This is a genomic window from Pseudoxanthomonas sp. LjRoot143, assembly GCF_964252945.1.
In the GTDB taxonomy this organism is placed as follows: Bacteria; Pseudomonadota; Gammaproteobacteria; order Xanthomonadales; family Xanthomonadaceae; genus Pseudoxanthomonas_A.
The window spans coordinates 2,382,658-2,396,757 of sequence record NZ_CAXUPM020000001.1 but is presented as its reverse complement, the minus strand read 5'-3'; the positions used below and the strand labels follow the sequence as shown (position 1 = coordinate 2,396,757).

At 68.4% G+C, this 14,100-nt stretch carries 13 protein-coding genes; 6 read left to right on the top strand and 7 right to left on the bottom strand.

Annotation, left to right across the window (positions count from 1 at the left end):
* Positions 1-4 precede the first annotated feature (4 nt).
* Complete coding sequence (locus ACSQ1W_RS11555; protein ID WP_436043633.1) at positions 5-550, bottom strand: SixA phosphatase family protein; 546 nt, start codon at positions 548-550, stop codon at positions 5-7.
* 119 nt (positions 551-669) lie between these two features.
* Between ACSQ1W_RS11555 and ACSQ1W_RS11550 the strand changes: the two genes are divergently transcribed.
* Positions 670-2,220 (top strand): phospholipase D family protein, encoded by a 1,551-nt coding sequence (locus ACSQ1W_RS11550; protein WP_436043631.1) that lies wholly within the window; start codon positions 670-672, stop codon positions 2,218-2,220.
* Between the two features lie 3 nt (positions 2,221-2,223).
* Here the strand turns inward: ACSQ1W_RS11550 and ACSQ1W_RS11545 are convergent, their stop codons facing one another.
* The 6 genes from ACSQ1W_RS11545 to ACSQ1W_RS11520 form a co-directional block, all read right to left on the bottom strand.
* Entirely contained in the window at positions 2,224-2,829 is a 606-nt protein-coding gene (locus ACSQ1W_RS11545) for an HD-GYP domain-containing protein (RefSeq protein WP_192271749.1), read from the bottom strand.
* Positions 2,830-2,869: 40 nt separating this feature from the next.
* The gene (mfd, locus tag ACSQ1W_RS11540) at positions 2,870-6,460 is read right to left on the bottom strand and encodes a transcription-repair coupling factor (protein WP_436043629.1); all 3,591 of its coding nucleotides are present in this window, start codon (positions 6,458-6,460) and stop codon (positions 2,870-2,872) included.
* A gap of 106 nt (positions 6,461-6,566) precedes the next feature.
* The gene (locus ACSQ1W_RS11535; protein ID WP_192271745.1) at positions 6,567-6,839 is read right to left on the bottom strand and encodes a DUF4242 domain-containing protein; all 273 of its coding nucleotides are present in this window, start codon (positions 6,837-6,839) and stop codon (positions 6,567-6,569) included.
* A 90-nt stretch (positions 6,840-6,929) separates the two neighbouring features.
* Entirely contained in the window at positions 6,930-7,478 is a 549-nt protein-coding gene (locus ACSQ1W_RS11530; protein ID WP_192271743.1) for a GNAT family N-acetyltransferase, read from the bottom strand.
* Between the two features lie 55 nt (positions 7,479-7,533).
* Positions 7,534-8,484, bottom strand: a complete 951-nt coding sequence (locus tag ACSQ1W_RS11525; protein WP_436043626.1) for a DUF808 domain-containing protein — start codon at positions 8,482-8,484, stop codon at positions 7,534-7,536.
* 79 nt (positions 8,485-8,563) lie between these two features.
* A complete protein-coding gene (locus ACSQ1W_RS11520; RefSeq protein ID WP_436043624.1) occupies positions 8,564-9,421 on the bottom strand; it encodes a 23S rRNA (adenine(2030)-N(6))-methyltransferase RlmJ in 858 nt (285 codons plus the stop codon).
* 25 nt (positions 9,422-9,446) lie between these two features.
* Here ACSQ1W_RS11520 and creB point away from each other — a divergent pair, with 25 nt between their 5' ends.
* From creB to ACSQ1W_RS11495, 5 genes are all read left to right on the top strand, one after another.
* Positions 9,447-10,127: a two-component system response regulator CreB gene (gene creB, locus ACSQ1W_RS11515; protein WP_436043623.1), complete on the top strand. Its 681-nt coding sequence runs from the start codon at positions 9,447-9,449 to the stop codon at positions 10,125-10,127.
* Position 10,128: 1 nt separating this feature from the next.
* Entirely contained in the window at positions 10,129-11,568 is a 1,440-nt protein-coding gene (gene creC, locus ACSQ1W_RS11510; RefSeq protein WP_436043621.1) for a two-component system sensor histidine kinase CreC, read from the top strand.
* A gap of 187 nt (positions 11,569-11,755) precedes the next feature.
* Positions 11,756-13,126 (top strand): cell envelope integrity protein CreD, encoded by a 1,371-nt coding sequence (gene creD, locus ACSQ1W_RS11505; protein ID WP_192271733.1) that lies wholly within the window; start codon positions 11,756-11,758, stop codon positions 13,124-13,126.
* Between the two features lie 81 nt (positions 13,127-13,207).
* Positions 13,208-13,693, top strand: coding sequence for a hypothetical protein (locus tag ACSQ1W_RS11500; RefSeq protein WP_436043619.1), 486 nt, complete (start codon positions 13,208-13,210; stop codon positions 13,691-13,693).
* Positions 13,694-13,715: 22 nt separating this feature from the next.
* The gene (locus ACSQ1W_RS11495) at positions 13,716-14,018 is read left to right on the top strand and encodes a hypothetical protein (protein ID WP_436043617.1); all 303 of its coding nucleotides are present in this window, start codon (positions 13,716-13,718) and stop codon (positions 14,016-14,018) included.
* Positions 14,019-14,100 lie beyond the last annotated feature (82 nt).

Below are 14,100 nucleotides of genomic sequence, written 5' to 3'. Positions count from 1 at the left end.
GCGCTCACGGAATCGGGGAGGAGCCGTAGCGTCCGACCTCCAGCGTGGCGCGGCCGTCGCCGCCGATGCGCACGATGGACAGGCGGTCGTATTCGCTGTCGTCCATCGGCGTCGTCACGCAGCCGCATAGCGCTGCCACCAGATCGGGCACGGTGTTGCTGTGGCCGACGACCAGGACCGTACCGGTGGCATGCGCCTGCTTCCACTGCGCGGCGATCTCGCTGGCCGGGCCTCGCGCGTAGTACGCCGTGACCGGCAGCGTGCGAGCGTCGGCGCTCGGCTGTGCAGTCTGCTGCGTGCGGCGGTATTCGGTGGCGTACGCGGCCACCAGCGGCGCATCGCGCAGGCGCTCGGCGAGTGCGGCGGCACGCGCCTGCCCGAGGGCGGAAAGACTGGGATTCTCGGGGTCGTCGGTCGCCTTCTCCGCATGGCGGACCACGACGAAGGTCAACGGCGCGGACACATCGCGCGAAGGTGCGGTGCTGCAGGCGGCTGCCAGCGAGGCCAGCAGCAGCGCGAAAGGAAAGCGGAACCGGTGCGGCAGGCGCATGGTGATCCTGGTGGCGGAGGGACGGGAGCCGAGCGTGCAACGGCCGCCATGGCGGCGCAAGCAGCGTCCTCACGGGACTGCCGCTACGATAGGACCGGACACGTGAAGAAGGGGACATCATGCGCAAGTGGCTGCGCCGACTGGGGATCGCGCTGCTGGTGCTGGTGGTGGCCTCAGGCGTGGCGCTGTACAGCTACGGCCGGTTCGCCGAAGGCGCACGGGGGACTGCATCGCAGTCGCTGCCCACCGCCGCCGACGCCACCGCGCTCGACCGCGCCGTTGCGCCGCTGCTGCGCGAACGCGGCAGACAGAGTGGCATGGCGCTGCTGTCGGACAACCTGGATGCCTTCACCGTGCGCGCCGCCACCGCACGCGCTGCCGGTCGCAGCCTGGACCTGCAGTACTACATCTGGAACCACGACTTCACCGGCAACCTGTTGAGCTACGAAGTCCTGCGCGCTGCCGATCGCGGTGTGCGCGTCCGTCTGCTGCTGGACGACATGACCGCGCACGGCAAGGACTCGCACCTGGCCGCGCTGGACGCGCACGCAAATATCGAAGTGCGGCTGTTCAATCCGTCGCGCAGCCGCGCCGGCGTGCTCGGCCGCGCGACGGAAATGCTGCTGCGGCCGATGGCGATGAACCGCCGCATGCACAACAAGGCCTGGATCGCCGACGGCCGCGTGGCGGTGGTCGGCGGACGCAATGTCGGCGACGAGTACTTCGACGCCGCTGCGCAGACCAACTTCATGGACCTGGATGCCGTGCTGCTCGGGCCGGCCGTCGCGCAGACGGCGACGATCTTCGACGACTTCTGGAACAGCGCCTCGGTGATTCCGCTATCGGCCCTGTCGACGGCGGAAGCGGGCGCCCTGGAAAGGCTGCGCGAGAACGGCGACGCCGGTTACCGGTCCACGCAGGCGGCGGACTACGTCGCGCGGCTGCGCAGCACGCCCGGCGTGCGCGCGCTGGTCGGCGGCAATGCGCTGCACTGGCTGGACGAGGTGGGTGTGTACTCCGATCCGGCCGCCAAGGGCCAGGGCGAAGGGCAGGCGCAGTGGCTGGTGCACCGGCTGGGCAGGGCGATGGGCGAAGCGAAGCGCGAACTGCGGGTGATCTCGCCGTACTTCGTGCCCGGCGACGAGGGCACGCGCTGGCTGGTCGGCAAGCGGGCGGAAGGCGTCGACGTCAGTGTGCTGACCAACTCGCTGGCGGCCAACGACGTGATGGCCGTGCATGGCGGCTACGCGCCGTACCGCATGCCGCTGCTGCAGGGCGGCGTGGAGCTGTTCGAACTTATGCCGCATGGCAAGCAGGACAGCAGCCTGTTCGGTTCCAGCGGCGCCAGCCTGCACACCAAGGCGTTCGCCGTGGATGGCGAAGCCGGCTTCATCGGCTCGTTCAACCTCGATCCGCGCTCGGTGAACCTCAACACCGAGATGGGCATTCTGTTCCGTGATCGCAGCGCGGCCGCCGCCCTGTTGCGCAGCTACGAGGCGAAGATCGCCGCCGACCGGAGTTACCGCGTGCGGCTGCAGGGTAGCGCCCTGCGCTGGGAGGATGCATCGCAACAGCCACCGCGCATCTGGGACCGCGAGCCGGAAGCCAGCGTCTGGCGCCGGTGGACCGCGCGTGCGATCGGCTGGCTGCCGGTCGAATCGCAGTTGTAGCGCTCAGGCCTCGCGCAGCGAGGCGTCGCGCATCAGCCGTTCGAATACGCGGAACACCTCGGCATCGACCTTTTCGTCCTGCTCTGCATGCAGGATGCGCATCGCCGTCTCGTGCGCGCGTCCTTCGGCATAGGGGCGGCGCGTCGTCATCGCATCGTAGCTGTCGGCCACCCGCAGGATGCGGGCCCCCAGCGGGATCGCCGCGCCGGTCAGCCCGTCGGGGTAGCCGCTGCCGTCGATGGCTTCGTGATGATGGCGGATCAGGGCGGCGACGGCGATGGCATGGCGATGCCCGCTGGCCAGGAAGATCCGTTCTCCGAGTTCGCTGTGCGCCTGGATCGATGGCCAGTCCTCGTCGGCCACCGGCCCCGTGTGCAACAGCACACGGTCGGGTACGCCGATCTTGCCGACGTCGTGGAAATAGGCGGCCAGCTCGAGTTGTTCCAGCTGGTCTGCGTCCAGGTCGAAGCACTGGCCCAATGCCCTTGCAATGCGGCCGGTGCGGTCGCAGTGCCCCCGCGTGTATGCATCGCGCACTTCGATGGCCAGGGCCAGCGACTCCAGGGAACAGGCGATATCGCTGAAATCCGGTGCGGGGTCGAAGGTCATGGGCAATCTCGACGGAGGAGGGGCAGGGACGTGCACATGTTCAACCCGGCGCCAGCGTGGTCAGCAACGCCTTGGCCGCGTTGAAGCGGTCGGGCGCGTCCGGTAGCGGTACCTTGATGCGCAGCTTGTCGGGGCCGTCCATGGTGTAGAGCCTGGGCTGCTTCTGGATCAGCTGTATCACCGCCATCGGGTCGATCTTCGGCTTGGCTTCGAACACGATGCGGCCGCCGTGCTCGCCGAGCTCCAGCTTGCGGATGCCCATGTCGTTGGCCGCCAGCTTCAGTTCGGCCGTGGCGAACAGGTACTTGGCCGGGTCGGGCAGCAGGCCGAAGCGGTCGATCATCTCCACCTGCAGGTCACGCAGCTCTTCCTTGTCGCGCGCGCTGCTGATGCGCTTGTACAGCGTCAGGCGCGTGTGCACATCGGGCAGGTAATCGTCGGGAATCAGCGACGGGACGTTCAGTTCGACCTCGGCGCCGCGGCGCTCCTGGCCCAGGTCGACGTCCGGCAGGTGGCCGGCCTTGATCGAGCGCACCGCGCGCTCCAGCAGCTCGGTGTACAGGCTGAAACCGACCTCGGCCATCTGCCCGCTCTGGTCTTCGCCGAGCAGTTCGCCGGCGCCGCGGATCTCCAGGTCGTGGGTGGCCAGGGTGAAGCCCGCGCCCAGCTCGTCCATCGACGCGATCGCCTCCAGCCGGCGCTGCGCATCGGCGGTGATGCTGCGCTTGTCCGGCACGACGAGGTAGGCGTAGCTGCGGTGGTGCGAACGGCCGACGCGCCCGCGCAGCTGGTGCAGCTGCGCCAGGCCGAACTTGTCGGCGCGGTTCATGATGATGGTGTTGGCGTTGGGGATGTCGATGCCCGACTCGATGATCGTCGTACACAGCAGTACGTTGAAACGCTGCTTCTGGAAATCCAGCATCACCTGTTCCAGCTCGCGCTCTGGCATCTGACCGTGCGCCACGCCGATTCGCGCCTCCGGCACCAGCTCCTGCAGCTCGCGCTGCATGCGGCCGATGCTCTCCACGTCGTTGTGCAGGAAATACACCTGGCCGCCGCGCGACAGTTCGCGCTGGAAAGCCTCTTTCAGCAACGCCGCGTCCCACGGGGTGACGAAGGTCTGCACCGCCATGCGATTGGCCGGCGGGGTAGCGATGATGGACAGATCGCGCAGGCCGGCCATCGCCATGTTGAGCGTGCGCGGGATCGGCGTAGCGGTCAGCGTCAGCAGGTGCACGTTGGCGCGCAGCGCCTTCAATGCTTCCTTCTGGCGCACGCCGAAGCGCTGCTCCTCGTCGACGATCACCAGGCCCAGGTCCTTGAACTTCACGTCCGGCTGCAACAGGCGATGCGTGCCGACGATGACGTCCAGCTTGCCCTCGGCCAGCTTCTCCAGCTCCGCCTTGATCTCCTTGGCGGTCTTGAAGCGCGACAGCACTTCGACTTTCAACGGCCAGTCGGCAAAGCGGTCGCGGAAGTTGCGGTAGTGCTGCTCGGCCAGCAGCGTGGTCGGCACCAGCACGGCCACCTGCTTGCCGGCGCTGGCGGCGGCGAAGGCGGCGCGCACGGCGACCTCGGTCTTGCCGAAGCCGACGTCGCCGCAGACCACGCGGTCCATCGGCTGGCTGCTGGCGAGGTCACGGATTACCGATTCGATCGCATGGTGCTGGTCGGGCGTCTCCTCGAACGGGAAACCGGCCGCGAACGGCTCGTACATCGCGCGATCCAGGTGCAGCGCCAGGCCGGCACGGGCCTGCCGGCGCGCCTGGATCTCCAGCAGTTCGGCGGCGACGTCGCGGACCTTCTCGGCGGCCTTCTTCTTCGCCTTCGCCCACGCCTCGCCACCGAGCGAATGCAGTGGCGCGGTTTCCACCGACGCGCCCGAGTAGCGGCTGATCAGGTGCAGTTGCGCGACCGGTACGTACAGGCGGTCGCCCTTGGCGTATTCGATCTCGAGGAACTCGCCGGGCATGCCGCCCACGTCCATCGCGATCAGGCCGCGGTAGCGGCCGACGCCGTGGTCCTCATGGACGATGGGCGCGCCCTCGGTCAGTTCGCCGAGGTCGCGGATGATGGCTTCCGGCTCGCGGCCGGTGCGCTTGCGCCGGTGCGCCTGCGTGGCGCGCTCGGGGAACAGCTGGCGCTCGGTCAGCACCGCGATGCGCGGGTCGTCGAGCGCGAAACCGTCGGCCAGCGGCGCGACAGCGATCGCGAAGCGTGGAAGCCCCTCTCCCTCCGGGAGAGGGGTTGGGGTGAGGGTGCGGGACGTGCGCGGTGGCTCGGCTGTCGTCGTCTTCGTCGCACCCTCATCCGGCGCTGCGCGCCACCTTCTCCCGGAGGGAGAAGGGAGGAATGCGCTGAAGTCGGCGACGACCACCGGCTTCAGCTCCGCCGCCTGAAGCACTTCCAGCAACGCCTCGCGACGGCCGGGCGAGTCGGCGGCGATCAGCACGCGACCCGGGTAGTGGCCGAGGAACGACTTCAGTGCGTCGCCGGCGGGCGCGTCCTTCGCCGCCACCGGCAGCGGCGGCAGGGGTTGTTCGCCCAGCGGCAGCGCATCGGCGTGCCGGCTGTGCTGCGCGCCGCAGACCTCGATGCGTGCGCGCTGGTTGAGCTGTTCGCGCAGACCATCCGGAGACAGGTAGAGCTCGTCCGGCGGCAGCAGTGGACGTTCGATGTCGTGGCGGCGCTGCTCGTAGCGGTTGCGGGTCTGCGCCCAGAACGCTTCGGCGGCCTCGCCGAAGCCGTCGGTCAGCAGCGGCAGTGCGCTCCGCTGGAGGTAGTCGAACAGCGTCGAGGTCTGGTCGAAGAACAGCGGCAGGTAGTACTCCACGCCGGCCGGCGCCAGTCCGGATTTCAGGTCCTGGTACAGCGCGCTGCGACGCGTATCGACGTCGAAGCGGTCGCGCAGCAGGGTCATCGCACGCTCGACGGCGCGTTCGTCCAGCGGGACTTCGCGGCCGGGCAGCAGCTGCACGGCATCGGTCCTGTCGAGCGAGCGCTGGCTTTCCGGATCGAAGTGGCGGATCGAGTCGATGGTGTCGTCCAGCAGCTCGATGCGCAGCGGCGCGTCCGCGCCCATCGGATAGACGTCGAGCAGGCCACCACGCACGGCGAAGTCGCCCGGGTCCAGTACCTGCGGCACATGGCGGTAACTGGCGGCTTCCAGTCGGCGCTTCTCGGCATCGAAATCCAGCCGCTGGCCAACCCGATAGTCGAAGCTGCCGCCGACGATGTGGCGCAGCGGCGAGAGCCGCTGCATCACCGTCTGCACCGGCACGATCACGATGCCGCGCGCCAGCGTGGGCAGGCGGTGCAGGGCGGCCAGGCGCTGCGACACGATGTCAGGGTGCGGGCTGAACTGGTCGTAGGGCAGCGTTTCCCAATCCGGGAATGGCACGACCGGCAGGTCGTCCGCAGGGCCGAGCAGCGTATGCAGGTCGGCTTCGAGCTGGTGCGCTTCATGGTTGTCGCGAGCGACCACCAGCAGCGGGCCGTCATGCGCCTGCGCGGCAGCGGCGATCGACCACGCCAGCGCGGTCGGCGAGGCGGGCGCACGCCACCAGGCGCGGGACTGGCCGCCTCGGGGCAGCGGGGGAATGGGCAGGGAGCTTTTCTTGGTGTCGGTCATGGGCGCACAAAACAACGGCAGCGCCGGACACCATGGGGTGCCCAGCGCGAAGGGACGCGCAGTTTACCAAGCGGGCCAGCAGGGGCCCGTCATGCCCCGGAACGGATCATTCCGCGGTCAGCGGATCGATCACGTCGGCGACAAGGGAAATGCGGTCGACAGGAAAGCCGCCGCGGCGCGAATGCTCGAGCACGAGATCCTCGCTCGGCGCGCGGTACACGCAGTAGATCCGGTCGTCGGTGACGTAGCTGTGCTCCCATTGCACCTGCGGACCCAGCTCGTTCAGTACGCGGCACGAGGTCTGTGAAACGGCCTTCAGTTCGGCCGGCGTCATCAGGCCGGCGCCCTGGACATCGCGTTCGATCACGTATCGGGGCATGACGGCCTCCGCTGGCGTGGCGACAGCCACGGCCTTACCCGGGAAGACGAGGGAAGTGGCCGCAGCGGGCCGACCGCCGGTCGGCAGTGCTCAGGGACCTTCGTTCAGATCCAGCACCACGCGGACCAGGCCCGAGCCGTCGTTCTCGCGCACGCGCTTGAACCCCAGCGACTGCGCCAGCGCCAGCATCGGCTGGTTGGTGTCGAGCACGTCGCCGTACAGGCGGTCGAGCTTCTTCGAGCGAGCCCACTTGGCCAGCTTGCGCATCAGGTGGCGGCCCAGGCCCTGGCCGGCGATGAAGTGGCTGACCAGGATCGCGAACTCCGCGTCGCGGGTCCGCGGCACCAGGGCGGCGCGCGCCACCGCCCCCACCAGCGCCTCGCCCGGCGGCAAGGCTTCGGCCGCGACCAGGGCGAACTCGCTGTTGGGGTCGGGATGGGTCAGGCGCTGCGCCATTTCAGGCGTCAGTTCCTTCAGCGCGTACATGAAGCGGTGACGGATCTCTTCCGGTCCCAGCAGGCCGAACGCGCCCTGGATGGGGCCGGCGTCTTCGGGACGGATCGGGCGGATCAGCAGTTCGCGCCCGCTGGGCAGGCGGAAGTGTTCATGCCAGGGCGGGAGGCGTTTCGGCGCGGTCATGGCGTGATGCTCGCATGAAATCCGGAGGCGCGGCGAGAGCGGGGAAGGACCGGGTTCAGGCGCCGTGGCGTTTGCCGCGCAGGCGAGAGACCAGCGTGATGACGGCGACGATCACTGCGCCCGTGAGCACGCCAACGGCGGCATTGAACAGGCTGCCCCACAGCCAGCCGAGCTCGCCTTCCGCATACGGCTGGATGAAGTGGTGCAGCGCCGGGATGCTGTGGACGAGGATGCCGCCGCCGACCAGGAACATCGCGGCGGTGCCGGCGATCGACAGGAACTTCATCAGGTAGGGCGCGCTGTACAGGATGCCGCGGCCGAAGGCGCGCTTGAATCGGGCCCAGCCGCTCTCCCGCTTGTCGGCCGCGAGTGCCAGGCCGGCGTCGTCCAGCTTCACGATGCCGCCGACCAGGCCGTACACACCGACGGTCATGATGGCCGAGATCGCCACCAGCGTGAGCACCTGCTCGACGAACGTACGACCCGCCAACGTGCCCAGCGAAATGACGATGATCTCGGCCGACAGGATGAAGTCGGTGCGGATCGCGCCGCGCACCTTGTCCTTCTCGAACGCGACCATGTCGACGTTCTCGTCCTGGATCGCGGCCACGCGCTCGGCATGGCGCTGGTCGTCCTCGCCCTTGTGCAGGAACTTGTGCGCCAGCTTCTCCACGCCCTCGAAGCAGAGGAACGCGCCGCCCAGCATCATCAGTGGCGTCACCAGCGGGACGTTGTAGCCCTTGCCATGCAGCCAGGTCTCCAGCGCACTGATCGCCAGTGCGGCCGGTACCAGGATGGCCTTGTTGACCACCGAGCCCTTCGCCACCGCCCACACCACCGGCAGTTCGCGGTCGGCTTTCACGCCGGTGACCTGCTGCGCGTTCAGCGCGAGGTCGTCGCCCAGCACGCCGGCCGTCTTCTTCGCCGCCACCTTGGTCATTACCGACACGTCGTCCAGCAGCGTGGCGATGTCGTCGATCAGGGCGAACAGGCTGGATCCGGCCATGGAAAGGGGGGTGTCTAAGGGAGGAGAGCGCGATTCTCGCACAGCACCCGACGGCGTCGCGTCGTTGTCGCGAAGGGGGTCAGACGGGGTCCCGCAACCAGTCCAGGCGATGGCTGGCGCCGGTTTCGCCCAGGGTGGAGGCCAGCACCGGCAGCACCGGCACCAGCGCCTGGTCGAGCTGCCACGGGGGATTGATCACCAGCATGCCGCTGCCGTTGAGGCGCAGTGGGGAATCGTCCGGGCGCACCTGCAGTTCGGCGACAAAGGCGCCCTTCGACGGCAGCGCCGCGGCCTTGCGGAAGAACGGCAGCAGGCTGCGTCGCTGCTTGATGGGGTACCACACCATGTAGGTCGCGGCCGGCCACCGTTCCAGCGCATCGCGCAGCGACGCCAGGATCTGCGGGTACTCGGCATCCTGCACCTCGTAGGGCGGATCGATCAGTACGATGCCGCGCGCGATGCGCTGTTCGCCCACGCGCGGCGGAAGCAGCGCCTTCATCGCGGCGTAGCCATCGCGGGCATGCACGACGACGCGGTCGTCGTCGGCGAACACCTCGCGCAGCGCCTGCGCTTCATCGGGTTGCAGCTCGCATGCCGCCAGCCGGTCGTGCGATCGCAACGCCTGCGCGACCAGCAGGGGTGAGCCGGGATAGGTGATCAGGGCGCCGACCGGGTTGTTGGCCACCACCGCGCGCAGGTAGCGCTCGGCCGGGTCGGGCAACCGGGCGGCCCCCATGAGCTTGAACACGCCGCCGGCGGCTTCCGAGGTCTTGCGGCTTTCCGCGCCGCCCAGCATGTAGCGGCCGCGCCCGGCATGGGTGTCGAGCACGAAGAACGGCGTGTCCTTGCGCTTCAGTGCATCGATGCAGGCCAGCACGACGATGTGCTTGAGGACGTCGGCATGGTTGCCGGCGTGGTAGGCATGGCGGTAATTCATGGCGCGCAGCATATATGCTTGCGCCATGCCCCGTGTACTGATTGCCGAAGACGAAACCGCCATCGCCGACGCCGTGCTGTATGCGCTGCGCAGCGAGGGTATCGAGGCCGACCACTGTCTGCTGGCGCGCGAGGTCGCACCGCGTGTGCGTGCCGGTGGCGTCGATGTGGTGGTGCTGGACGTGGGCCTGCCGGATGCCAGTGGCTTCGATGTCTGCCGCGAACTGCGCGGCTTCAGCGACGTGCCGGTGATCTTCCTGACCGCGCGCAACGACGAGATCGACCGCGTGCTCGGGCTGGAACTGGGCGCGGATGATTACGTCACCAAACCCTTTTCGCCCCGTGAGCTGGTGGCCCGCGTGCGCGCGCGTCTGCGGCGCGCCGTTGCGCCCAAGGCGGACGCCGGGGCATGGCGGGAGCGCGGCGACTTTGCCGTCGATCGCGACGGTCACCGCATCCGCTTCCGCGACCAGTTGCTCGATCTGACCCGTTACGAATACGCGCTGCTGGACGCCCTGCTGCAGCGTCCCGGCGCGATCCTCAGCCGCGCGCAACTGATGGACCGCGGCTGGGACAGCGACGCCGACAGCGCCGATCGCACCGTCGACACCCACGTGAAGACCCTGCGCGCCAAGCTGCGCGCCGCCGGTGCCGACCCCGACCCGATCCGCACGCACCGCGGACTGGGCTACGCCATCGAGACCTGACATGCGGCTCGGGCTGAAGCTCGTCCTCGGCTTCTTCCTGATCGTCGGCATCGCCGCGTTCTTCGTGATGCGTGTGTTCGTCAACGAAGTGAAGCCGGGCGTCCGTCAGGCGATGGAGTCCACGCTGGTCGACGCGGCCAACATGCTGGCCGAGATGGCCGCCGACGACCTCAAGGCCGGCCGCATCGCCGATGGCGTGTTCGCCGGCAATGTGGCGGAGGCGCAGCAGCGGGATCCCAAGGCTTGGGTGTGGCGTTTCCAGAAGCGCAGCGTCGACTACCGCGTGACCGTGACCGATGCGAAAGGTACGGTGGTGTTCGATTCGCAGGGTCGCGACGTCGGCCGGGACAACTCGCGCTGGAACGACGTCTACCGCACGCTGCGCGGCGAGTACGGCGCACGCTCCAGCGCCGAAGTGCCCGGCGACAAGACCAACACGGTGATGCACGTGGCCGCGCCGATCTACGACCCCGCCGACCGCACACGATTGATCGGCGTGCTGACGCTGTCGCAGCCGAACCGCAGCATCGAGCCCTTCATCGTCGCCAGCCAGCGCAGCATCCTGCTGCGTGGCGCCTGGCTGATCGGCATCTCCGCACTGATCGGGGTGTTGATGACGTGGTGGCTGATGCGCGGCATCGGCGGCCTGAACCGCTATGCGCAGGCGGTCAGCGCGGGCGAACCGGTGCCGCCGCCGCGCCCGCGCACCGACGAGATCGGCGACCTCGGGCGTGCACTGGAAACGATGCGCCGCAAGCTGGAAGGCAAGGCCTACGTCGAGCAGTACGTGCAGTCGCTGACCCACGAGATGAAGTCGCCGCTGGCCGCCATCCGCGGAGCCGCGGAGCTGCTGCAGGAGCCGTTGCCGGAGGCCGAGCGCCAGCGCTTCGCACGCAACATCCAGACCCAGGAGCAGCGGCTGACCGAGACCATCGACAAGCTGCTGGCCTTGGCCGAGGTGGAGCAGCACGGCTGGCTTCAGCGGCGCGAGCGCATCGATGTCGCGTCACTGGCCGATGAGGTGGTGCGCGACCTCGACGCGAAGCTGACGCCGCAGGGGGTGGTGGTCGAGCGCCTGCCGCAGGCGGGTAGCTGGGCGGTGGAGGGCGATGCCTTCCTGTTGCGTCGCGCGCTGGCGAACCTGCTCGACAACGCCATCGCGTTCTCACCGGCGGGCGGCAAGGTGGAACTGGCCGTCGACGCGTCGGACGGGGAGGTCCGCTTCATCGTGCGGGACCGCGGTCCCGGCGTACCCGACTACGCGCAGGAGCGCGTATTCGAGCGTTTCTACTCGCTGCCACGGCCCGACGGTGGTCCGCGCAGCTCCGGACTGGGCCTGCCGTTCGTGCGTGAGGTCATGCGACTGCATGGTGGCGAAGCCTCCCTGGGTAATCGCCCCGACGGTGGCGCGGAGGCGGTGCTGTCGCTGCCCAGGGTGTAGCGAAAGCTCGAATCGTCATCCCGGCGAAGGCCGGGACCCAGCGACGTGATTGCATGGGAAGCAGAGGCACTGGGTCCCGGCCTTCGGCGGGACGACGGGGCGCACTTCACACAGCCTTCAAACACGCTTCCTGCCCGTTGCACCGACGGGCAGGACGATGCGCCGCGTATCCAACCGGGGCATCGACATGAAGTCATTGAAGTTGCTGTTGCGTTTTCTCACCGTCGGCGGGCTGGTCCTGCTGTTGCTCATCCCGCTGATGATGATCCGCGGCACCATCCAGGAGCGCGAGGCGTACCGCCAGCAGGCGGTCGACCGCGTGGTCCAGGGCACGGCCGGCAAGCAGCGGCTCACGGGTCCCATCCGCGTCGTACCATGGTCAGAGACCCGCCGTTCCGAGTGGATCGACGACAAGGGCGTCAAGCGCCAGCGCGAGGACAAGACCAGCGGCCATCTGCTGCAGATGCCCAAGACCCTGCAGGTCGCGGGCCACATGGCGCCTTCCGAACGTAGCGTGGGCCTGTACAAGGTCCGGGTGTACGAGTGGCATGCGGACCTCGACGCTACGTTCGAACCCTCGTTGCCGGGGCCGTCGGCCACCGGCGCGGAACGCCAGTACGGCACGCCGTATCTCGTGTTCGGCATTTCCGACGTGCGCGGTGTCGCCGGCACGCCGGAGCTGAAGGTCGATGGCGCGACGCTTCCGCTGAAGTCCGGTACCGGCTACCTGGGCGCCCGCCTGGATGGCATCCATGCCGAGTTGCCTGCCGTCGCAGCCGGCCGTGCGGCGGGCCAGCAGGTGAAGATGAAGCTGTTGCTCAAGGGCACCGAGGCGCTGTCCGTTGTGCCGCTGGGCGACAACAACGACATCCGGATCAAGTCCTCGTGGCCGCATCCGAAGTTCGAGGGCTATTCCCCCACCAGCGACGTCGGTGGTTCGGGTTTCAATGCCACCTGGAAGATCTCCTCGCTGGCCAGCAATGCGCAGAAGCAGTTGCGGGGCGAGGACGGTGGGGCGTCGCAGTCGGACCGCATCGTCGAAGGCCGCGTGCTGGCCGCGCCGTTGAACGGTGGCGTGGATGCGCTGCACGTCGGTCTGGTCGACCCCATCGACGTCTACACGCAGGCCGATCGCGCCAGCAAGTACGGCATCCTGTTCGTGGTGCTGACCTTCGTCGGCTTCGCCCTGTTCGAACTGATCAAGCGCTTGCCGATCCACCCGCTGCAGTACCTGCTGGTGGGCCTGGCGCTGGCGATCTTCTTCCTGTTGCTGCTCAGCCTGTCCGAGCACATCGCCTTCTGGCTGGCCTACCTCGTCTCGGCCGTCGCGTGCATCGGGCTGCAGTTCGTCTACCTGTCCGGTGTGCTGAGAAGCTGGATACGGGCGGCCGGCTTCGCCACGATGCTGACGATGCTGTATGGCGTGCTCTACGGCCTGCTGGTGTCCGAGGACAATGCACTGCTGATGGGCTCGCTGCTGCTATTCGGCATCCTGGCCGCGATCATGTGGGTCACCCGCAAGGTGGACTGGTATGCGCTCGGCACGGAACTGCGCTGAGCCATGCGTCCGGCATCGCGCCGATCGTCCTGGAAGGCCGCGCTTGCGGCCTTCCTGCTCGTACTTGCCGCGGGGTGGGCGATGAACCGTGCACGCATCTACCATCGCGCGCAGCAGGTGCTGCCGTCGGTGATCGAGACATCCGGCATGCAGCGCTTCGCGATGTCGCAGGGACAGCTGGAATGCATGCTGTTGAGCCTGCTGGTGCGATGCGAAACGCATGGCGCGGTGGTGCTGCAACTGTCCGACGATGCGGCGGACGCCATCCGGCGCGATGGCCTGGCCTACTTCGAAGGGGCAACGGTCGCGCGCGGCGCGCTGTCCCGGCGAGGCCCGGCCCGCTACGCCGCGTGGCGGCGTTCGCCATTGCCGGAGGAATGGGGACGGGCTGAAGCGGCCCCCGGCCTGTGGCCCGGCGTGGGGCATGTGGACGTGGGGGCCGGCATGGGCCGTCGCCTGTCCAAGGCATGGCAGGACGGTGCCTACTACACGCAGGAGAGCGCGGGTGGTGCCTGGCTCGTGGTGCTGCCGGACGAGCGGTTGGTGGTCTACAGCTGGTGGGACTAGGCGGAGCAGGGAGCGGCCCTCGTTGAGTGCACTTCTCACCGCACTGTCGATCCTGTGGGTGCCGTTCTCCCTGTTCGCGGTCGCTGCCGCGCTGTTGGGGTTCCTCTGTCGCCCCCTGTTCCTGCCGATGCTCGCTGCCGCAAGCCTTGCGATGTTCTGGGTCTGCAAGGCATTCGCGACGGGTGAACGTTTCGCTCCACTGTTCGTCCTGCCCCTGATAGTGGCGCACTTGTCGGCCACGCTCGCCAGTGTGTGGCTGCGGAGGTCGATGGAGGAAGGATTTCGCCGGGAAGGGGCCGCAATGCAGGAACGTCGTGATGCATGAGCGGACGCCTGTACGGAATAAGCACATGAGTGCTGGTTATCAGTCCAAAGGTATGAGTACCACGGAGGCGTGGGATGCGACG

Excerpts from the sequence above, each read along its gene's own strand:
- creD (WP_192271733.1), top strand. The coding sequence starts at position 11,756 with ATGAAGTCATTGAAGTTGCTGTTGCGTTTTCTCACCGTCGGCGGGCTG.
- mfd (WP_436043629.1), bottom strand. The coding sequence starts at position 6,460 with ATGACCGACACCAAGAAAAGCTCCCTGCCCATTCCCCCGCTGCCCCGA.
- creC (WP_436043621.1), top strand. The coding sequence starts at position 10,129 with ATGCGGCTCGGGCTGAAGCTCGTCCTCGGCTTCTTCCTGATCGTCGGC.
- ACSQ1W_RS11535 (WP_192271745.1), bottom strand. The coding sequence starts at position 6,839 with ATGCCCCGATACGTGATCGAACGCGATGTCCAGGGCGCCGGCCTGATG.
- ACSQ1W_RS11520 (WP_436043624.1), bottom strand. The coding sequence starts at position 9,421 with ATGAATTACCGCCATGCCTACCACGCCGGCAACCATGCCGACGTCCTC.
- ACSQ1W_RS11525 (WP_436043626.1), bottom strand. The coding sequence starts at position 8,484 with ATGGCCGGATCCAGCCTGTTCGCCCTGATCGACGACATCGCCACGCTG.
- ACSQ1W_RS11550 (WP_436043631.1), top strand. The coding sequence starts at position 670 with ATGCGCAAGTGGCTGCGCCGACTGGGGATCGCGCTGCTGGTGCTGGTG.
- ACSQ1W_RS11500 (WP_436043619.1), top strand. The coding sequence starts at position 13,208 with ATGAACCGTGCACGCATCTACCATCGCGCGCAGCAGGTGCTGCCGTCG.
- creB (WP_436043623.1), top strand. The coding sequence starts at position 9,447 with ATGCCCCGTGTACTGATTGCCGAAGACGAAACCGCCATCGCCGACGCC.
- ACSQ1W_RS11545 (WP_192271749.1), bottom strand. The coding sequence starts at position 2,829 with ATGACCTTCGACCCCGCACCGGATTTCAGCGATATCGCCTGTTCCCTG.
- ACSQ1W_RS11555 (WP_436043633.1), bottom strand. The coding sequence starts at position 550 with ATGCGCCTGCCGCACCGGTTCCGCTTTCCTTTCGCGCTGCTGCTGGCC.
- ACSQ1W_RS11530 (WP_192271743.1), bottom strand. The coding sequence starts at position 7,478 with ATGACCGCGCCGAAACGCCTCCCGCCCTGGCATGAACACTTCCGCCTG.